We start from the raw sequence: 18,841 nt of genomic DNA on the forward strand, positions 1-18,841 counted from the left end.
GCTTCAGCATCAGGCAGCAGATCCGCCGGCTTCTCCGCCCGCGGCGTCTCCGGTGTGCCGGTTCGGGCGGCCGTAGTCGAGCCAGGCGCGCTCCCATTGGCGGGTCAGCGCCGGGTAGACGATGAGGTACCGGAACGGAAGGATGCCGGCCATGTAGAGCCGTCCGAACAGTCCGTTGGGTTTGACCAGCGCCGCCATGCGCAGTTCGTATCCGCCGTCGTCGGTCTGCACCCAGCCCAGGTGCATGATGGTGTGGACGGTCTTGTTGCCCAGTTCGCGGGCCGCTTCGTTGTCGAGGTGGTAGACCTCGGAGAACGGGTCGGTGGAGGAGCCGGCGTCGTCCGCGGTCCGGGCGAGGTCGTGTGGGAGGCGGTCGCGCAGCGAGGCGACCCGCCCACCCAGGCCCGCCCGGGGGGTGTCCCAGCCGAGCAGGGCGCCGAGCTTCCAGCGCACCGCGAACAGGAGCCGGACCGCGGCGGGTTCCTTTCGGGTGTCGTAGGCCGTCCTCAGCGCCTTGGTCATCACAGGGAAGTCGTCGGGCCCGGCGTCGGGGGCGCGGAAGGACCACACGTCCTCGATCCGGAAGTCGTGGGTGAACTCGTGGATCCGCCATGGCTGTGCGGTGTGGGCGGCTTTCGGGATTCGCATCGGTCATTCCTTCCGAGCCGGAACCGCTAGTTCTGGAACTGGTGGTTTCGATACTTCTGGTTCCGTATACTGCTCCCATGTCCGCTCGAAAGCAAGCGCGTAATCAGGGGGGCCGCCCCCGGGACAGCCGCGTCGACGACGCCATCGCCTCCGCCGTTCGAGAGCTGCTGACCGAGGTGGGATACGCGCGGCTCACGATGGCCGAGGTGGCCACGCGGGCCGGCGTGGGCAAGGCGGCGATCTACCGGCGCCACGCCACCAAACAAGAGATGATTTTCGACGTTCTTCTGACGGATCAGTTCCTGGCCGTGGCGCCCGACTGCGGATCGCTCCGCGCCGACCTGGCCGCCGTGCTCGCCGAGATCGCGGACGCCATGGCCTCTCCGCCGCAGGGGACGGTCCCCGGCCTGTTGGCCGATCTCCACGCCGACCCCGCACTGCGTGACCGGTTCGACGAGAAATACCTGGGAGCCCAGCGCCGGACCCTCACGGAGATCCTGGACCGCGCGACCGCACGTGGCGAACTCACCACCCGCCCCGACCCGGCCACCCTCAACGCCCTACTTGTCGGCCCCGTCTTCGCCTGGCTGTTCCTGCTGTCCGAATCCCCCGACCAACTCCCCGCCCTGACCTCCGCACTCCTCGACGCGACACTCGCCCTCGCCATGCGCTGACCGGCTGGGGAGCCTGCAGAGGCGGCGGCGGACATCGCGTATGCCCATGCGCGCACGCAGGCGCCCGGAAGCGCTCTGCGGGCGCCGTCGCCCGCATCTTCACGACCGTTGACCGACCAGTTTGAGCCACTTACGTTCGGGATGAGGCCCGGTCCATGTGGACGGGCCGGCCGCGGCTCTTGGGGGCGCAGGTGCACTGGTATGTGGATGTGCTCAAGAAGTACGCGACATTCAGCGGACGGGCGGGCCGCCCCGAGTTCTGGATGTTCACCCTGATCAGCTCTGTCATCAGCATCGCGCTGGCCGTCATCGACGCTCTGCTCGGCACGGGCATCATCATCGAAACCGTCTACGACCTCGCCGTGTTCCTCCCCAGCCTCGCCGTCAGCGTCCGGCGCCTGCACGACACCGACCGGTCGGGCTGGTGGATGCTGATCGGCCTGATCCCGATCGTGGGTCTGATCGTCCTGATCGTGTTCTGGGCGACGGCCGGCAAGCCGCAGCACAACGCCTACGGACCGAATCCACAGGCGGTTCCGGCCCACTGATTCCCTGAGGGGACCATGGCGCGTACCAGCTCCAAGGTTCGGACCCGCAGGTCGAAGTCGGGGCAGACGGTGGTGACGGCGAGTTCGTCGGGGGAGTAGGCGGCGATCAGCGCGGCGAGCTTGTCGGCCACCTCCGTGGGGACTCCGGCGAGCACGGACATGCCGTCCGCGTCCGGGCGGCCCGGCGGGGGCGCGGTGGAGTCCAGGGCGTGGAGCTCGTCCCAGGACGGAAGGGTCCGGCGGCTCGTCGGGGCTGCGGCCAGGGTGAGGAGGGAGCGCAGGAGCCGGACGTCCCGCGCGTCGTCCGCGCAGGCCACCCGGGCGGCGATGCTGACGCGTGGGACCGCCCCGAGCGGGCCCGGGCGGAAGTTGTCCCGGTACAACTCGACGATGTCCGGCCGCAGGGTGCCGTGGGCGAACTGCGCGAGGCAGAACGGCAGCCCGTAGCGGGCGGCGAGCTGCGCGCCGCCGGGGCCGGCGCCGGTCAGCCACAGCTGGGGCGGGGTGGACTCGGGCAGTAGGTCCGTCCCGGCGGTGAGGTGGGACAGGAGGGCCTCGATCTTCTCCGGGTAGGGCGCCTCGCCGGGGCGCGCGAGCTGCTGGACGACGGTCTGGCCCGCGCCGGGGCCGCGGCCGATGCCGAGGTCGACCCGCCCGGGGAAGAGGCGTTCCAGCAGGTTGAAGGTGGTCGCCACTTTCAAGGGCGCGTAGTGGGGGAGCAGGACGGAGGCGGTGCCCACCCGGATGGTGGCGGTTTCCGCCGCGGCGGCGGCCACCAGCACTTCGGGCGAGCCGCAGCCGCTGGTCGCGCCGTGGTGCTCTGCGACCCAGAACCGGTCGTACCCCAGGTGCTCGGCCGCCACGGCCAGCCGGACCGACTCCCGGGCGGCCCCGGCCGGGCCGGTGGCGCCGTAGACCAGGACCTGGTCGAACGCGGTGAGTTTCATCATCGGGCTCCCGTCCCGGCTCCCGCCGCCGGTTCGTGACCGGTGGCGGTGGCCTGCGCTTTGTACATGCGCGCGTACAGACCGCCGAGACGCATCAGTTCCTGGTGGTCGCCGTCCTCGACCAGCCGGCCGCGGTCGAAGACCAGCACCCGGTCCGCGCGCAGTACGGACGAGAAGCGGTGGGCGATCAGCAGCGAGACGCGGCCCGCCGTGGCCGTGGTCAGGGTGTCGAGCAGCTCGGCCTCGGTGATGGTGTCGAGGGCCGCCGTCGGCTCGTCCATGATGCGCACGCTGGCCGGGCGTACCGTGCTCCGGGCGATGGCCAGGCGCTGCCACTGGCCGCCGGAGAACTCCACGCCGCCGGTGAACAGCTTCCCGGCCTGGGTTTCGTAGCCCTGGGGGAGGGAGGCGATGTGGTCGTGCATGCCCACTTCGCGGGCTGCGGCCTCGATCCTCGCGGGCCCCTGGTCGGCTTCGTGCGCCAGGCCGAGCGAGATGTTCTCCCCGACCGAGAGCTGGTATTCGACGTAGTTCTGGAAGACGTAGGAGACCCGGTCGCGCAGGCTGTCCAGCCGGAAGCCGGCGAGCGGGACGCCGTCGACGACGATCGAGCCCCCGGTCGGCTCGTAGAGGCGGCCGAGGAGCTTGCCGAGGGTGGACTTTCCCGCGCCGTTGAGGCCGACGACCGCCGTCACCTGGCCCGGTTCGAGCGTGAACCAGACGTTCTCCAGGGCGCGCCGCCCGCTGCCGGGGTAGCTGAACGACACGTCGCGGAACTCGATGCCCTCACTGATCTTCTGCGGGAACGTCAGCTCGCCCTGCGGGAGCGGAGTGTGCTCGATGGCGAGGAACTCGTTCACATTGCGGAGATAGAGCTGGTTGACGTACATCCCGGACACGGCGCCGTAGAGGATCTGCGCGCTGCTCTGCAGCATGCCGATCGCCTGGATCACCGCAAGCAGTCCCGCCACGTGCCGGGCGTCGGTGCCGCCCAGGATCGCCGTGGCCTGCGCGGAGATCGTCAGCGCGGCGGTCAGGATCACCATGGGGATGGAGAGGCGGAGGTTCCGGTTGGCCAGGCGGAGGTCCGCGCCGACGATCCCCGCCAGCAGCCGCCGGTGGTTGGTGAGGACCACCGGCGCCAGCCGGAAGGCCAGCACCTCCTTCATCGAGTTCGGCTGGGAGGCAAGGTGCTGCCAGTAGTTGAGCCGGCGTCGTTCCTCGGAGCGTCCGTGCTCCAGCGCGTGGGCGCGCTTGCCCTGCAGGATCTGCGCGACGACCGTCGGGACGGGGGCGAGCACGGCAAGCAGCGCCACCCGGAAGTCCAGCGTCCACAGGATCGCCCCGACCGAGCCGAAGGCGACCATCTGGGTGGTGGTCTGCATCAGCTGGGAGAGCATCATGCCCGGACGGAAACTCACTTCCCGGACGGCCCGTTGCAGTGAGTCCTGGATCTTCGGGTCCTCCACCTGGGAGAGCGTGAACCGGCTCGCCCGGCTGATGATCTCCTCCGACAGATGGGCCGACAGTCTGCTCTGGCAGCGCTGCATGGCCCGCCCCTGCAGCAGGATCAGCAGCTGCGAGGCGAGGCCCAGCAGGGCCAGCAGGACCAGGTAGAACAGCACACCCCGGAGCTGCGGGTGCGAGCTGCCCGCCGCGCGCAGCAGCGCCGTCGCGAAGGCCGCCGTGAGGGTGACCTGACCGGCCGGCAGGATGCCGACGAGCAGCGAGATGAGGACTACCTGCGCGGTTCCGGCGCGGTCACTGCGCCAGGACTGGCGCAGCACGAGCAGGCCCGGTCGCGGCGCTGCCGCCAGCCGCCGGAGCCAGGAGTACGGCCTCACCGGGACCCTCCCGCCGTCGAGGCGTGCCCGGTCGCGGCGACCCGGTCGAGCAGCCGCCGCCACATGCCGTACGCGGCGTCCTCCTGCTCGCGCCGCAGGCCCATCCGGTTGCTGTGCATGTGGCACAGGCTGCGCAGGACGTCCCTCCGGTCCGACCAAAGTGCGCCGGCCCGCTCGAGCTCGGCGGCCCGGGCCGCGTACGCGGTGCCGCGGGGCCGCCAGAGGGCGTCCACCTGCCGGAGCACCGCGGCCTCGCCGCCGGGCGCCGTGTGCCCCTGCCACAGCCGGCGGGCGACGGCCCGGTACTCCGCGCCACCGGCCTGCGGGCCGGCCATCATCCGCACCAGGTCGTGCCGTTCGGCGACGTCGGGTACCAGCACCCGGCCGACGGCTTCGAGGCTGAGCACGGTGAGCGCGGCCTTCTCCAGCGGGACCTCGCCCGCCGGTGCGGGAGCGGCGAGGTGCCGCAGCAGGGCCAGCGTCGCGGCGCTGTCCTGGCAGAACAGCTCCTCGGCCGCGTCGATCAGGTCGGGTCCGCCGTAGCGTTCGATCTCGCGACGGTACGTTTCGAAGGAGACATCGATGATCCGGCCTTCGACGACCAGAGCGTGGGCCCACGTCGCCACCTCGCCCAGCAGCTCGGCGGCACGGGCCGGATCAGTGGCCCGGAAGCGCAACCGCAGATGCGGGGCGGGATCGCCGTACCGGAGGTAGAACGGGTGCCCCGCCAGGCCGCGGTCGGCCAGCGAGCGCGCCAGCGCCGTCACCTCCCCGACCAGGAGGGCGTCCTGCGCGTCGTGCTCCACGTACAGCTTGGCGTAGACCCACGGCCCGCCGACCGGCCGCAGCCGCTCGGCGTCGGTGACCGGCCGCCGGGCGACAGCCGTCGCCCGGGGCGCCGGCGCCGGCCGGCCGCGCAGCACGGGCACCACGACCTCCGCGGCGAAGGGGGCGCCGGCCTCGTCCCGCAGGAAGCCGTCCTCGGGACCCGGCAGCGCCTCCTCGATCCGCAGCGTGAAGTCCGCGTCCCGGGCGGCGGCCAGCCGCAGCTCCTCCAGCGAGGGGGCGCTCTCCAGGTCGAGCAGGATGGTGTTGTCGCCCTGGGTGAGGACGACGAGGCGCGGCACGTTCCACTGCTCGCGCCAGGCCGCGACGGCCGTGGTGAAGGCCGACGACGAGCCCGTACAGCCGGCCGGAAGTCCGGAAGCGCTCAGCAGCCACCGCGCGCGCTTGAGCACCAGGTCGCCGCGGACGACCCGGGGCAGGAACGGCATGCTGGTCGACAGGGAGCCCCAGTCGAACGTCGAGACGCCGCGGAAGGCCGCCGAGGAGACGTCGAGCAGGAAGCGGCCGACGTTCGGCGCCATCAGCGGATTGAGCATGGTGTGCTGGGTGACGTGCAGGTCGCACCCGAAGACCGGGCTGTGCAGGTACATCCGTCCTTCGCGTACGCCCACGACCACGTCCTCGAGCGCGATCACCTGGTCGGCGGGCAGCCCCGGCGCCACGTTGAGCGGCAGCTCCAGCGCGCGGACCGCCGGACGGACGGCGACGTTCGTGGCACGGGCCTTCTCCGGCAGGTAGGTGAGCTCCACCACCGCCACCCCGGGCAGCAACGCGGCCTCCGCCTCGGCCAGCTCCGCCAGCCCCCGGCGCCCCTCCGTGCCCAGCAGGTCGTGGAACCGGGCGAACGTCCGGCCGCCGTACGCCACCGCCGTGACCACCCCGCGCCACCCGGACCCCGGGGCCGCCGGCGGCGCCACCTGCAGCTGTACGTCGATCGCGGGCCTCAGCGGCCGGTCGTCGTGACGTCGCAGCTCGGCCGTCCACCGCTCGTCGAGGACGACCTCCAGACTGCCGCGGCTGATCGCGTCGGCGGCGAGCCGGTGCAGGACCACGTCACGGTCCTCCCTGCTCCGGTCGCTCGTGGTGGTCGGCTGCAACTCGAAGGAACGGGGCGGATTCCGGAACCCGGCCGGCGCGCCCAGCCCAGTCTCCTCGGAGAGCACCTCCAGGACCGGGACCTCGGCCCGTGCGCCGTAGCGCTCGGTGAACGCCGTCGCGTAGTCGCGCAGCGGCACCGGGTACTGGTAGACGTCGCCCACGGTGGTCAGGATCTCGGCGGCGTCCTCCGCCAGCCTCTGGACCTCGGCCGGCAGGACCGGCCGGGCCGGGATGTTCAGCCGGGCGTCGACGCGCAACAGGGGCCCGCTGTAGTCCTTGCTCACCTGCCGCGCCGCCGGGGCTATCTCCTCCTGGAGCGCCTCCAGGCCGGCCACGTCGCCGACGGCGTTGAACGCGGCCACCGCGGCCTCGACGGACGCCAGCGCGGCGATCGCGTCGCCGTCGCAGGCGGTCGCCAACCGGGCCGACAGCGGCGGTTGTTCCGACCCCTCCAACAGGACCGGCCGGTGCGCGGTGATCAGGAAGGCCAGCTCGACCAACTGGTCCAGGAGCGCGGTGACCTTCTCCGGCGCGACCGCCGGGTACCGCTGCGTCAGCTCCTCGTGCAACGCGCCGAAGGTCTTCGGGGTACGGGCCGACTCCAGCACGAGCCGGACCGCCGGGGACCAGCGGACCGAGGCCGAGCGTCGCGACCCCTCGCCGTAGGCGTCGGCCGTGGACAGCCAGGCCCGGCCCCGGCTGCGGTGGATCAGGTCGTTGGTGCGGAGCTCCAGTTCGGGACGGACGCGCGGGGCGTCGGTGACCGACTTGAACAGGTGCAGCACCCAGCCCATGTCCGGTCCGGCCACGGCGTTGACGATCGCCGGCACGCCGAGCCGGGTGCCGGTGGGGGCGTCGGGGCGGGTGGCGGTGGGGGAGTCGGGCGGGGTGGGCGAGTCGGCCGGGGCCGGGGCCGGTCCCGTGAACGCGCCCACCGCCACGCCCGCCACCGTGGCCAGCGGGGTCGGCCGCATGCTCATCCGGTTCAGGTACCGGCCGAGGCTCATCATCGCGCGCCGCCGGTCCCGGGCCGAGAGGGTGTCGATGCCCTCCACGGCACGGGCCAGGTCCGGGGCCGCCAGCGAGATCGCCGAGCGGACCCCGCGCTTCGCCCACAGGTCCAGCAGGCCGCGCAGATAGCGGGCCTCCCACCCGGCCGGGTCGCTGTGGGCCGGATCCGCCCCGGCTGCCAGCAGGTTCGTCATCCCCCGGGTCGGCAGGGCCGGCGCGCGGAGAAGGAAGAAGTCCCGTGCGAGGTAGGTGCGGTCTCTCCCGGAGTCGCGGTCGCTGATCTCGGCGTTCCGACGGGTCACGCTCAGTCCTTAGCTGTGCTGGGGCAACGCTGGTACGGGGTGCGGCGGTTCATGTCTCCGTCGCCGGGCGGTCGCGGTCCTGGTCCCGGTCAGGCGGGGGTGAGGAAGAAGACCTCGTCCCACCCCGTCGCCCGCGGTGCGAGAGCACCGCAGAGCGCGAGCAGCACACCGGCCGCGCCGTTGAGGAACCCCGGGTCGTCGGCGAACTCGCCGGGCCGGATCTCGTCCGCCACCACGTAGGGACGGGCCTCGTCCGCCAGCGACAGCACGGTCGACAGCGCATCCTCGGCCATGGTCCGGAAGGAGGCCGAACCCGTGACCGCGTGGGCCCGCTGATAGACCGCCAGAAGTCCGGCGTGGCCGTGGCAGAGACTGGGAGAGAAGACGTTCCGCTCGGCCGGCGCCCAGTCCACCACCCGCTGGAGGGCCCCGACCGCGATCGCCTCGAGACCGGTGTCGCCGAGCACCTTGGCGGCGCTCAGCAGAGCGATGCCGATGCCCGGAGCGCCGTAGCACCAGGCAGCACGCGCCGCGTGCTGGCCGAGCGGGGCGACGGGCAGTCCGGTGCCCTCCTCGGCCCGGAGGAGGTTGGGCCAGGCGGCGCCGGGCACCTCGTCCGTGAGCCGGTGCTCCACCAGCCAGGACGTGGTCTGCTCAAGGCGTTCGGCCGGGCCCGGACCGCCGATCCCGGCGGCGGACGCGGCGCACAGGGCCGAGACGATGCCCGGCAGGCCGTGTGCGAAGCCCAGGTTGTACATCCCGTGCGGTGCCTGCTCCTCGTACCCCGGATAGGCCGGGTAGTAGTCCGGGGAGGTGAACCAGCCGAACCGCTGCCGGCCGTCCTCCCCGGTCACCCGCAGGAGATACTCCGTCAGCCGCTCGGCCGCGGTACGGATCGGGTCGCCGGGCGAGGACTCCAGGGCCGTGCAGAGCCGGACGGCCGCGGCCAGCTGACCAGCGGCGCCCGAGATGACGTCGAAGTCGGAGACCGGCAGGCCCGCCCCGGGCTCCAGCCGCCGCGCGGCCGTGATCTGTTCGCCGAGCCGGTCGGCGATCCGGCGCAGGGACGGCAGGTAGCGGCGGTCGTACGCCGCGAAGTCCAGCAGGACGGAGGCGAAACCCGCGGTGCCGGCGTAGAGACCGGCCCCGGACAGCGGCTCTTCGGCGGTGGCCTGTGCGGAACGTCGGAGCAGGGCCTGTGCCGCGTCGATGAGCTTCGGCTCGTCCAGTGCCTTGCCGGCGTGCAGCAGCGCCAGCGCGATCCCCGGGTAGCCGTCGGCCAGGCTCGACCCGTGCGCCGCGGAAGCGTGGTCCGCGGTCTTCTGTGACGCCTCCACGGCGATACCGGCGAACGCCGCCAGCCGGTCGGCCAAGGCGCGGGCCACCTCGGCGGTCCTCGCGTCGAATTCCAGCACCGCCACCGCGGACTCCCCCCGATTCACAACGTCTCTCGGTATCGCTCTCCGAACGGCGCGCCGAGGCCGGCTGCCGGCCGTTTCCCGGGAAGCCCCCGACTTCCCGGAAGGCTCCCGGTGCCGGACGGCACCGGGAGCTTCTTCTCTACGGGCGCACGCCCGTCAGATCTACGGGCGCGCGCCCGTCCAGGCCTATGGGCGCGCCCGTCAGGCGATCAGCAGACCCGCGGGTAGCCGACCGTGATCGGGCAACCGCAGGAAGCGTTGTCGCAGGACCAGCAGGTGCTGCCAATGCTCGCGAAGCCCTGCGCGGTGTCCTGGACCGGGGCGACGGCCACGCGGACATCAAGATCGAAATCCTGCTCCATCTATACCTCCACTGTGAATTCATGAATTCCCGCTCCCCCGGCCGGGCTCCACTGAATTCCGTGCATGGGAGCGGCTGTAGGAGAGTTCTAGCACGCAGATTGATCATGCTGGCTGGGTTTTGACGCCTTATTCCAGCCATCGGCGATGTGGTGCAATTAACAAGATCACGGAAAGCGCTGATCAACTCGTAGTGGAATGGGTCAATCCGGCCACCAGGATGGCTGGTTCCTGCATCATTCAGTTGTCGATGGGTGTCGCGAGGTGTCCATGTTCCTCCGATAGTGGAGGAGTTGAAGGTTTTGGTCGATTTGTGGCGATCATCGATGAATGGGCTGGCTTGATCGATGCGCTGAGGGCTGCTCGTCGGGCGATGGCCGAGCCGGAATCGGCCATGTGATCGGCGTGATCGGCTGCATAAACGGGGGGGATTCCGCAGTGAAGAAATTCCCCGGCCGCGAATCCGGGTTGTCACGCGGGAATGGAAGAAACGTCGGCGCGTGTGCCGAAGAGATGGTCACCCCGTGGGAGTTGAGCGGACGCGGCGCCCTTCGCTCCCTCCGGGCGTCGGAAGAGCAGCCTTGTCGCGGTGCGGCCGAGGCGGACGGGTCATGGGTGACAACCGTGACGGCGCGGGAGGGCAGGGTCGGCGGGCTCGAGGCCGTCGAAGGCCATGAGGGGCACCCCGGTCGGTCCGGTTCGGCGTGCGCCGGAGGGTCGTGACGATGGCCCGGTTGTTCCCGGCGAACAGCGCGGTCACCGGGGCCGGTCCGGTGAGCAGGCGCTCGGCCTCCACCCGTACGCGCCGGGCGCGGTGGAACTGCCCTCTGCCGCAACGCGTGCGCGCACCGCGTCGTCGGTCCGGTGGAACCACAGGTCCTGGAGAAACGTGCCGGGCAAGGCCGCCTCCTCCCAGGGCGGAAGCCCTAGCTCGCCGGCGGGTCTGTGGGGTCGGCCTTGCCCGGCGGGCGGTTGAAGATGATCTCGCTGGCGCGGGCGCGAACCTGGACGGGGGTGCGGCCGGGGTGGTCGGCGGCGAGGAAGTGGCTGCCGATGGCCATGCAGAAGGCGAGCAAACTGCGGGCTTCGACCTCGTCGGGGTCTGTGTACAGAGTGCTGAGTGCGTCGCGCAGCAGCTGCATGCGCCGGTTGTCCACGCGGCGCAGGCGGTCGGCGACCGCCTGGTCGCGGCGGGCCCAGTCGCGGATGGCCAGGTCTATGGGCAGCAGACGGTCGCTGGAGAAGGTGAGTTGCCCGGCCAGCCGGATCTTGTCCAGAGCGTTGCCGCTTTCGTGCTCGATCCGGTCGAGGACGTCGTCGACGCTCTCTCGTTCCCAGACGTCGAGCATCTCCGTCAACAGCGCGTCACGGTTGGCGAAGTAGCCGTAGAACCCACCCCTGGTGACGCCCAGTGCCTTGGCCAGGGCATCGACGCGCACCGCGTCCACGCCGCCCGTGGCCAGCGCCCGCAGTCCCTCTTCGACCCACGTCCCGCGCGGTGTGCGCAGCTTGCCCATCGTGTGATACACCTCGCGCTTCCGTTGGTTGTGCATAGCTGTATAACCGGTCTAGCCTCAGCTTGTACATGACTGTATAACGAGAATCGGATGGCCGTACACGGGGCGGACTCACCCATTCCGGTACCTGATCGTCCACCGGCCGACTCCGCAGTGAGAACGGAGAAATCAGATGGTTAAGTGGGCAGGCTGGATCATCACGCTCGCTGGAATCGGGCACACGCTGGGCAGCCTCGTCGAAGCAGCCCCGGACCATGCTGGAACATGGTTCAACGGGGGCTGGAACTTGGGGGACTACCCCGAGATGAGCGACGCCACCGTCGCGTGGTGGTATTCGGTGTTCAGTTTCGGACCGCCGCTTCTCCTGATCGGTCTGACTGTGCTGTGGTTGGACCGCCGCGGTATGACGCCGCCACTGTTCATCGCGTGGGCCGTGGTGGCGTGGGTCGTCGTCGGCTTCGTAGTCGACGGGCCCTCGCCCTTGCTGGTCCTCCTGGTCGCGGCCGGCCTGTTGCTGGCCGGAGCCCGGCGCATCAGGCGCCGCGAGAACGCGTCGCGGTAGTGCCGCTGCCAGTCAAGCGGCCAGCGGCAGTTCCAGTCCGGGCCGATGGCCGCCGGCTGCTTCGCGCGGGCGGCGGCGCGTTCCGGGTCCCTGCCGTGGTGGACGTGGCCTGGGCATGGTGGTGGGGCGGTCATGCCCAGGCCACGCTCGTTATCTCGGGTGCGAATGGGCTGTCAGGCATGTAGGTCATGCGGCCGTTTACGTACGTGCCTTACAGGAATCCGAGGGGTCGTCAGGCGTCTCAGCCCCGGGCGACCCGACCAGTGTCGAAGGCGGGCCGTCAGCCCGGGAACCTGCGACGCCGGGAACGAGGAGGACGCGTCGGGTCAGCCCGTGACAGTACCGGCCGGGTCCTTCGCCTGCCGCACGGGACCATCCGAGAGGTCGGATGCGTGATCTGCGGCCCACTGTGCCAGCGTGCGGCCCGGCCTGCCCAGGACTTGCTCGACGTCGGGCCGGACCTCGGGCGGCTCTTGCGCGTACTCGGCCTGGTAGCCCAGCAGGTATTCGGCGATGTCCCACGGCATCCCGGCCGTGATGTATGCGGCGCGGGCCTGGCCGTACGTCACCGGCTCGAAGCGCAGCGGCCTGCCCAGGCCCTGGGCGATCGCCGCGGCCTGCTCCCGGTGCGTGAGCTGCTGTGGCCCGCTCAGCGAGTACGCGTGCCCGGCGTGGCCGTCTGAGAGGAGCGCGGCAGCGGCCACTTCGGCGATGTCCGCCTCGTGGACGGGGACACCGAGCGCGTCGGGGAAGGCGCTGCGCACCACGCTCTCCGCGCGGATCGATGCGCCCCACATGTCCAGCTTGTTGCTGGCGAACTCGCCCGGCCGAATGTGCGTCCATTCCAGACCTGAGGCTTCGATGACCTCCTCGACGTCGCGCAGCATTTCGTAGCTGCCCGGCCGACGTACGGTGACGGCGAGGCCGGAGAGGTCGACGATGCGCCTGGCCCCCGCGCCCGTGGCGAGCTCCACGAAGGCGCGGGCCTGCTGTATCGCACGTTGCGGGTCGAGTGCTCCGGACAAGTAGTAGACGCCATCCACTCCGTCGAGTGCCGTCGCGGCTCCTGTGAGGTCGGTGAGGTTGCCTGCTACCACCTCGACGGCATCGGGAAGTTGAGCTTCTTCCGGGTTCCTGGTCAGGGCCCGCACTCGCTGTCCGGACTCAAGCAGTCGGTCGACCAGGACGCGGCCGACCGTTCCCGTCGCTCCCGTTACGAGAATGGTCATGGATTCCCCTTCGTGGTGGGTTGCCGAACTCGTCGGCGGGCGGCCGACGATAGGCCCGCCTGGCTCTTGTGCGCACATCTCATTTGGCGGATCAGCAGGGTGGCCCATCACGGGTGCGTTCACGGGTGCGTACGATCACGGGAATGGAGGCACTCGCTCAGCGCCTGGTCCCCGACGAGATGTGGGCGGCGACTCGTCCGCTCCTGCCCGCCCTGCCGCTGCGGCCCCAGGGCGGTGGCAGGGCCGCGGCTGACGCGCGCAGGGTCATGGTCGCCGTCGTCTACGTGGTCACCAGCGGCTGTGCGTGGCAGCAGCTGCCCTCCTCGTTCGGGGTCAGCGTGCCTACGGCCCACCGCTGGTTCACCCGCTGGAGCGGTGCGAATCTGTGGCAGAACCTGAGCGAGGCGACGTCCCACGCCCCGGCGCTCGCCGCCTGGACCAGGACGATCCACGAGTGTGCAGCACGCCGCGTCTACCGCTGAGGAACTCACACAGCAGACGCAGCGGACGCAGCGGACACACAAGGACGGCAATCGGCCTCGGGGGTCAGGCGAGCGCGGCCACATCCCCTGCGACGGAGGCGGGCACGGTGCCCGCACCGTCCAAGCGGGACGCGAGCTGGGTGCGGCGCGTCACGCCGAGCTTGCGGTAGGCGTTGGTGAGGTGGGTCTCCACGGTGCGGCGGGCCAGGTGGAGGGCCGCACCGATCTCGGTGTTCGTCTGGCCCGTGGCCGCGAGCTCGACGATGCGCCGTTCCGCGCCGGTGAGTGCGGCACTGCCCGTCGCGACCCGGTTGGCCCGCCGGGCGCCCCCGGTTCGCAGGGCGTTCTCGGTGGCGCGTACCAGGCGTCCGGCAGGGTCGGGGGAGAGGAGTCGCAGCGCCAGGGTGTGGGCCTCGTAGAGGTCGTCGCGGCCCTTGCGGCCGTTCCCGGCCGCGATCCGGGCGTGTCCCAGGTCGAGCAGGGTTTCGATGAGTTCCACGGGTGCGGGTGCCTGCCTCAGTACGGCCACGGCCTCGTGCAACGAGTCCAGCCCCCGGCGGCAGCCCGTGGCTACGCCATGCGCCCGCAGCGCCCGGCCGACCGCACGGGGAGTCCCCCAGGTCCGCGCGTGGCGCAGTTCCTCCTCGGCGAGGTCCAGGGCTCTCGCCGGCTGTCCGAGCCCGACCAGGGCGAGGGCGGCGCCGGACCGCCACGGTGTGGCCACGGGGCTGACGAAGTCGCGGGCGCTCTGCCCGCGGCCGCAGGACAGGTAGTCGTCGAGGGCGTCCTGCCAACTCCCTTCGGCCGTATGCATGACGGCCCTGGCGTAGCGCAGTTCGTTCCACTCCCAGGAGCTGTCGGCACTCACCTCGTCGAGGGCCGCCACCAGTCGCCGGGCATGGGTGCGATGGCCGAGCTCATGGTGGGCGAGCGCCACCATGGACACCACGTGCGGCATACGGATCCCCTGGCCGGCGCAGGCGTCCAGGAGCGGAGTGTTCTCGGCGATCACCCGCCGGAAGTCGCCGGCCCACAGGGCCGCCTCGGCCCGCACGCTGATCAGACACTGGCGGCCGATGTCCGTCAGGTCCGGGAGCGCGGGCGGCGCGGGGAGGCACTCGTCGGCGAGCGCCCGCGCCTCGTCCAGCCGGTCGGCCCACTGCAGCAAGGTGGCCGCGCTGCCCAGCCAGGCGGTACGGATCCGGGAGTCCACCGGTGCCTTCAGCCGTGGCAGCACATGGGTGAGGACCTCGGCCACGGACAGCCGGCCGGCCCCGGCCTCGTACTCGGTGACCAGGCCGCAGGCAAGAGGTTCGATGGTGAGGGGGGCCGTCGCTGCCAGCTCCCGCATGCGGGCGACGGCATTGCGCCATGCGACCGCGTCATGGGACGCCATGACGGCGGCGGTGGTCTGCAGTACGTGGACGACTTCGTCGTCGCCGAGGCCGCTGCCCACGTGACGCATGACGTGCATGGCGGTGTCCGTACGGCCCCGGGCGACGAGCGCCGCGCCGAGGGCGGGCGCGACGGCCGCGCGTTCGTGGTCGTCGGCGTGCAGCTCCAGGGCCGCGCGCAGCCTGCGGATGCCGGCGTCGGTGCTCAGGGGCAGTTCCAGGGCGGCCAGGCGCAGGGCGAGCCCGGCGCGGCGGCCGGGGGAGAGCGGGGCGGTGAGGGCGTGGCGCAGGAGGGCGGTGGCCTCGTCGGTCCGGCCGTCGCGTACGGCGTCCTCGGCCGCGTCCTCGAGGGACTGTGTCATCCACTCCTCACCGGGTCGGTCGATGTGGAGCAGATGAGCGGCGACGTGGGCGGCGGGTGCGCCGTGCTCGTCGAGCAGGCGGGCGATACGGCGGCGCAGTGCGTCCAGTTCGGCCGGGTCGGCGGCTGCGAGGACGGCTTCGCGGGCCAGGGGGTGGGAGAGGAGAGGACAGGGGGCGGACGTGCCCGCGGGGCCGAGGCCGGCGGCCTCGTGGAGCAGTGCTCCACCGAGCGCCGCGGGGCCGCTCCCGGCGACGGCGAGCGCCAGGGCGACGCGGTGCGACCGCGGGGTGGCCCGGGCCCGTAACCAGTGGCCGATCGCGTTGCGGTAGCGGCGTCCGGCCAGGTCGGACAGCCGGCCGGGCGGCGGTCCTTCGCGGAGGTCGGCGAGGAGGGCGTGCACCAGTGCGGGATTGCCGGCGCTCGCCTGGACGCACAGCTCGGCCGTATCGGCGCCGTGCCCCCGGCTGCGCGTGGGGTCGGTGTGCGCGAGGCGGGCGACGGCGGCGGGGCCGAGCGGGCGGAGCGGCACGGACGTACCCGTCGCACCGGGTAGTGAGGTGACAGCCTTCTCATGGCACTCGGTGAGGACCAGCAGCACGGGCAGTCCCGCCAGTCGGCGGGCCAGGTAGCCGATCCAGCGGCGTGACACCGGGTCGGCGTCGTGCAGGTCGTCGACGGCCAGGAGTACGGGCCGCCGACCGGCGGTCCGGGCCAGGGCGATCACGAGACGGTGGAAGATCCGCTGTTCCTCGTCGGCCGGCGGGTCCGTGAAGGGGATGACGTCGCCCTCGTCCCCGCCCCCGCCCTCGGCTTCGGAGAAGATCTGGCGGACGAGGGCGAAGGGGAACTCCGATTCCTCCGGCGAGCAGCACGCGTGCAGGACGCGCATGCCCCCGTCGTTCGCCTCCCGCCGTACCACTTCTTCCAGCAGGGCGGTGCGGCCCATGCCCGTAGCCGCACCGAACAACACCCAGCGGCCGTTGCCGGACCGCGCGGATTCGCCGGCCTTCGCCGCCTCCGCCAAAGCCTCGTCGCGTTCGAGAAGCACGTTCCCCACGCCCAACCCTTCACCTCGGTGTGCACGACGTAGTTCGACGCGCCCCCCGAGATGAATGACGGCAGGAAGAATGATCAGGAACATTACGTTCCAGCCAGACTTGCGTGGTTTGAGGGACAAGCGCCGCCGAGTCAGTCGGCCGCGGTCGTGGCGCAGGCGAGGTGTCCCCAGCCGTCGGGGTTCTTCGTGATCGTCTCGCCCTTGGCGTACGTCTTCCCGCAGCGGCAACGCCCGGGAAACCTCGCCTTGAGCGAACCCTTCGCCCGGCCGCTCGACGGGCGCCGCGCCCCCGCCCCCGCCGTCGAGGAGGGCTTACGGGCACGCCCACCGGCTCTGGGCCCGGCCGTCGCCCCGGGCTCCGGCTCCGGCAGGGCGGATCCGAAGGAGGTGCCCGCCGCCTGCTGGGTACGGGCGGTGTGGCTCGCGGCCGCGTCGGCGGAGGCGTTGAGGGGGTCGCCGTCGACCTGGTGGGCCGGTACGTACACGAACTCGACCGTACGACCGGTCAGCAGCTCGTCGATCCGGATCACGAGCGGCTGGTTGGCCACCGGGGTGCCGGCGGCCGTCTTCCACCCCTTCCTCTTCCAGCCCGGCAGCCATGTCGTCACGGCCTTCATCGCGTACTGGGAGTCCATCCGCACCTGCAGGGGTACGGCCGGGTCGGTGGACTCCAACAGCTCCTGGAGAGCGGTGAGTTCGGCGACGTTGTTCGTCGCGGTGCCCAGTGGTCCGGCCTGCCAGCGGTGCACGTCGCCGGTGCCGTCACCGATGACCCATGCCCAGGCGGCGGGCCCGGGATTGCCCTTGGAGGCGCCGTCACACGCGGCGATGATCTGTTCGTGCATCCCACCATGGTGCCAGCCATCCGCCATTCCCCTTGCCCGGAGCCCGGAACCACCTGTCCCACCGAGCCATCTGTTTGATCAACGGGGACTCGGGTCAGGCGCATCAGCGCACACGCGGCAAACGGCACCAGGGGCGGAAACGGCATGACCATCGGCAGGCGCACACTTCTGGCAGCGGGCACCGGACTGGCGGCAGGCACCGCCCTCGGTGCCACGGCGACGGGCACGGCGACGGCGGCCACCAGAAAGGCCGGCAAGAGCGACTGGACCGCCCTCGGCAAGGGCCTCGCCGGCGGCCTCGTACGCCCCGGCGACGCCGACTACACCGCCGCCCGCCAGCTGTACAACACCCGCTTCGACGCGCTGCGCCCCGCGGCGATCGCCTACGTCGCCGGCACGGCGGACATCTCCGCGGCCCTGGCCTTCGCCCGCCGCTACTCCATACCCGTCTCCATACGCAACGGCGGTCACAGCTACGCCGGCTGGTCCAGCGGCAACGACCGGCTCGTCATCGACGTCTCGCGGCTGAGGAGCGTCCGGACGCCGTCCGCGTCCACCGCCGTCATAGGCGCCGGCGCCAAGCTCATCGACGTCTATACGGATCTGGCTGCGCACGGCGTGACCATCCCGGCCGGGTCCTGCCCCACTGTCGGCGTCTCCGGGCTCACCCTGGGCGGCGGGCACGGCGTCCTCTCCCGCGCCTACGGCCTCACCTGCGACAACCTCACCGGCGCCACCCTCGTCACCGCCGACGGCAGGACTGTCGACTGCGATGCCACCCGCGAAGCCGACTTGTTCTGGGCCCTGCGCGGCGCCGGCAACGGCAACTTCGGCGTCGTCACCGAGCTCCGCTTCCGTACCCGTACGGTCGGCGAGGGAGTGACGGGGTATGTGTCCTTCCCCTGGTCCAAGGCCGCGGCCGTCGTGCGGGCATGGCAGGAGTGGGGTCCGGGCCGGCCGGACGAGATCTGGTCCGCGTGCGACCTGTCGGTCGCGGCGGGTGGCACCCCCCGGGTATCCGTGGCCGCGTTCTCGATCGGCTCGCAGCAGGACCTGGCGAACGCTTACGACGAGCTGATCGGCAAGGTCGCCAAGGCGAGCGGCGGCGGCACAGGCATCGGCACCGTCCGCCTGCGCCGCCACTCCTACCTCGACACGGTCCGCGCCTACGCCGGCTGCGGCGACAAGTCCACCGCACAATGCCACCTCCCGGGCACCACACCCGGCCGCGAGTCCTCCGGAAAGCTGGAGCGCGAGACGTACGCGGCGCGCTCCGACTTCTTCGACCGCTCGCTGGACGCGGCGGGCGTACGGACGCTGCTCGACCAGCTGGAACGTTTCGGGCGCGGGGTCAAAGGTGGCGGCGCCTCGGTGCAGCTGACCGCCCTCGGCGGCGCGGTCAACCGCGTGAAACCGCTGGAAACGGCCTTCGTGCACCGGCGCTCACGCGTGCTGGCCCAGTACCTGACGTCGTGGGCGGCGGGCGGACCGGGCACCGCGCAGACCGCCTGGCTGGACGGCGTGCACGCGGCGATGCGCCGCCACGCCTCGGGGGCCGCCTACCAGAACTACACGGACCCGGGCCTGAAGGACTGGCGCAGGGCCTACTACGGGGACGCGGCGGACCGGCTGGTGAAGCTGAAGCGGCGGTACGACCCGAAGCGCGTCTTCGACTTCCCTCAGGCGCTGTGA

At 71.7% G+C, this 18,841-nt stretch carries 15 protein-coding genes; 5 read left to right on the plus strand and 10 right to left on the minus strand.

What is annotated here, in order from left to right; translation table 11 throughout:
• Positions 1-9: 9 nt before the first annotated feature.
• Positions 10-648: a DUF2867 domain-containing protein gene (locus ACIGXW_RS05370; RefSeq protein ID WP_399570028.1), complete on the minus strand. Its 639-nt coding sequence runs from the start codon at positions 646-648 to the stop codon at positions 10-12.
• 77 nt (positions 649-725) lie between these two features.
• Between ACIGXW_RS05370 and ACIGXW_RS05375 the strand changes: the two genes are divergently transcribed.
• Positions 726-1,322: a TetR/AcrR family transcriptional regulator gene (locus ACIGXW_RS05375; protein ID WP_399570031.1), complete on the plus strand. Its 597-nt coding sequence runs from the start codon at positions 726-728 to the stop codon at positions 1,320-1,322.
• Between the two features lie 191 nt (positions 1,323-1,513).
• Positions 1,514-1,870: a DUF805 domain-containing protein gene (locus ACIGXW_RS05380; RefSeq protein WP_399570033.1), complete on the plus strand. Its 357-nt coding sequence runs from the start codon at positions 1,514-1,516 to the stop codon at positions 1,868-1,870.
• Here ACIGXW_RS05380 and ACIGXW_RS05385 read toward each other — a convergent pair.
• The 6 genes from ACIGXW_RS05385 to ACIGXW_RS05410 form a co-directional block, all read right to left on the minus strand.
• Complete coding sequence (locus tag ACIGXW_RS05385; RefSeq protein ID WP_399570036.1) at positions 1,834-2,820, minus strand: MsnO8 family LLM class oxidoreductase; 987 nt, start codon at positions 2,818-2,820, stop codon at positions 1,834-1,836. The genes ACIGXW_RS05380 and ACIGXW_RS05385 overlap by 37 nt on opposite strands.
• The gene (locus ACIGXW_RS05390) at positions 2,817-4,661 is read right to left on the minus strand and encodes an ABC transporter ATP-binding protein (protein WP_399570039.1); all 1,845 of its coding nucleotides are present in this window, start codon (positions 4,659-4,661) and stop codon (positions 2,817-2,819) included. The genes ACIGXW_RS05385 and ACIGXW_RS05390 overlap by 4 nt, the downstream gene beginning before the upstream one ends.
• On the minus strand, positions 4,658-7,918 hold the full coding sequence (locus tag ACIGXW_RS05395; protein WP_399570040.1) for a lantibiotic dehydratase: 3,261 nt from the start codon (positions 7,916-7,918) through the stop codon (positions 4,658-4,660). The genes ACIGXW_RS05390 and ACIGXW_RS05395 overlap by 4 nt, the downstream gene beginning before the upstream one ends.
• 89 nt (positions 7,919-8,007) lie before the next feature.
• Entirely contained in the window at positions 8,008-9,339 is a 1,332-nt protein-coding gene (locus tag ACIGXW_RS05400; protein WP_399570042.1) for a lanthionine synthetase C family protein, read from the minus strand.
• Positions 9,340-9,548: 209 nt separating this feature from the next.
• The gene (locus tag ACIGXW_RS05405) at positions 9,549-9,701 is read right to left on the minus strand and encodes an FDLD family class I lanthipeptide (protein WP_177338619.1); all 153 of its coding nucleotides are present in this window, start codon (positions 9,699-9,701) and stop codon (positions 9,549-9,551) included.
• Positions 9,702-10,625: 924 nt separating this feature from the next.
• A complete protein-coding gene (locus tag ACIGXW_RS05410) occupies positions 10,626-11,216 on the minus strand; it encodes a TetR/AcrR family transcriptional regulator (protein ID WP_071967345.1) in 591 nt (196 codons plus the stop codon).
• A 172-nt stretch (positions 11,217-11,388) separates the two neighbouring features.
• On the opposite strand from ACIGXW_RS05410, the gene ACIGXW_RS05415 reads away from it, so the two are divergent.
• Positions 11,389-11,778, plus strand: coding sequence for a DUF6463 family protein (locus tag ACIGXW_RS05415; protein ID WP_399570044.1), 390 nt, complete (start codon positions 11,389-11,391; stop codon positions 11,776-11,778).
• Between the two features lie 326 nt (positions 11,779-12,104).
• Here ACIGXW_RS05415 and ACIGXW_RS05420 read toward each other — a convergent pair whose 3' ends face one another.
• Positions 12,105-13,007, minus strand: coding sequence for an SDR family oxidoreductase (locus ACIGXW_RS05420; protein ID WP_399570046.1), 903 nt, complete (start codon positions 13,005-13,007; stop codon positions 12,105-12,107).
• A gap of 143 nt (positions 13,008-13,150) precedes the next feature.
• On the opposite strand from ACIGXW_RS05420, the gene ACIGXW_RS05425 reads away from it, so the two are divergent.
• Positions 13,151-13,489 carry a transposase gene (locus ACIGXW_RS05425; RefSeq protein ID WP_143170528.1) on the plus strand — a complete coding sequence of 113 codons (339 nt, stop codon included), beginning with the start codon at positions 13,151-13,153 and terminating at the stop codon, positions 13,487-13,489.
• Between the two features lie 64 nt (positions 13,490-13,553).
• Here ACIGXW_RS05425 and ACIGXW_RS05430 read toward each other — a convergent pair whose 3' ends face one another.
• Together ACIGXW_RS05430 and ACIGXW_RS05435 are read right to left on the minus strand one after the other, a co-directional pair.
• Positions 13,554-16,304, minus strand: coding sequence for a LuxR C-terminal-related transcriptional regulator (locus ACIGXW_RS05430; RefSeq protein ID WP_399570048.1), 2,751 nt, complete (start codon positions 16,302-16,304; stop codon positions 13,554-13,556).
• A gap of 131 nt (positions 16,305-16,435) precedes the next feature.
• Positions 16,436-17,149: a ribonuclease H gene (locus ACIGXW_RS05435; RefSeq protein ID WP_399570050.1), complete on the minus strand. Its 714-nt coding sequence runs from the start codon at positions 17,147-17,149 to the stop codon at positions 16,436-16,438.
• A 144-nt stretch (positions 17,150-17,293) separates the two neighbouring features.
• Here ACIGXW_RS05435 and ACIGXW_RS05440 point away from each other — a divergent pair, with 144 nt between their 5' ends.
• A complete protein-coding gene (locus tag ACIGXW_RS05440) occupies positions 17,294-18,841 on the plus strand; it encodes an FAD-binding oxidoreductase (protein WP_399570052.1) in 1,548 nt (515 codons plus the stop codon).

This window comes from Streptomyces sp. NPDC053079, assembly GCF_044546695.1.
GTDB lineage: Bacteria > Actinomycetota > Actinomycetes > Streptomycetales > Streptomycetaceae > Streptomyces.

Coding starts and splice junctions, on each gene's coding strand:
- ACIGXW_RS05370 (WP_399570028.1), bottom strand. CDS start 648: ATGCGAATCCCGAAAGCCGCCCACACCGCACAGCCATGGCGGATCCAC.
- ACIGXW_RS05405 (WP_177338619.1), bottom strand. CDS start 9,701: ATGGAGCAGGATTTCGATCTTGATGTCCGCGTGGCCGTCGCCCCGGTC.
- ACIGXW_RS05410 (WP_071967345.1), bottom strand. CDS start 11,216: ATGGGCAAGCTGCGCACACCGCGCGGGACGTGGGTCGAAGAGGGACTG.
- ACIGXW_RS05425 (WP_143170528.1), top strand. CDS start 13,151: ATGGAGGCACTCGCTCAGCGCCTGGTCCCCGACGAGATGTGGGCGGCG.
- ACIGXW_RS05415 (WP_399570044.1), top strand. CDS start 11,389: ATGGTTAAGTGGGCAGGCTGGATCATCACGCTCGCTGGAATCGGGCAC.
- ACIGXW_RS05440 (WP_399570052.1), top strand. CDS start 17,294: ATGACCATCGGCAGGCGCACACTTCTGGCAGCGGGCACCGGACTGGCG.
- ACIGXW_RS05435 (WP_399570050.1), bottom strand. CDS start 17,149: ATGCACGAACAGATCATCGCCGCGTGTGACGGCGCCTCCAAGGGCAAT.
- ACIGXW_RS05375 (WP_399570031.1), top strand. CDS start 726: ATGTCCGCTCGAAAGCAAGCGCGTAATCAGGGGGGCCGCCCCCGGGAC.
- ACIGXW_RS05385 (WP_399570036.1), bottom strand. CDS start 2,820: ATGATGAAACTCACCGCGTTCGACCAGGTCCTGGTCTACGGCGCCACC.
- ACIGXW_RS05420 (WP_399570046.1), bottom strand. CDS start 13,007: ATGACCATTCTCGTAACGGGAGCGACGGGAACGGTCGGCCGCGTCCTG.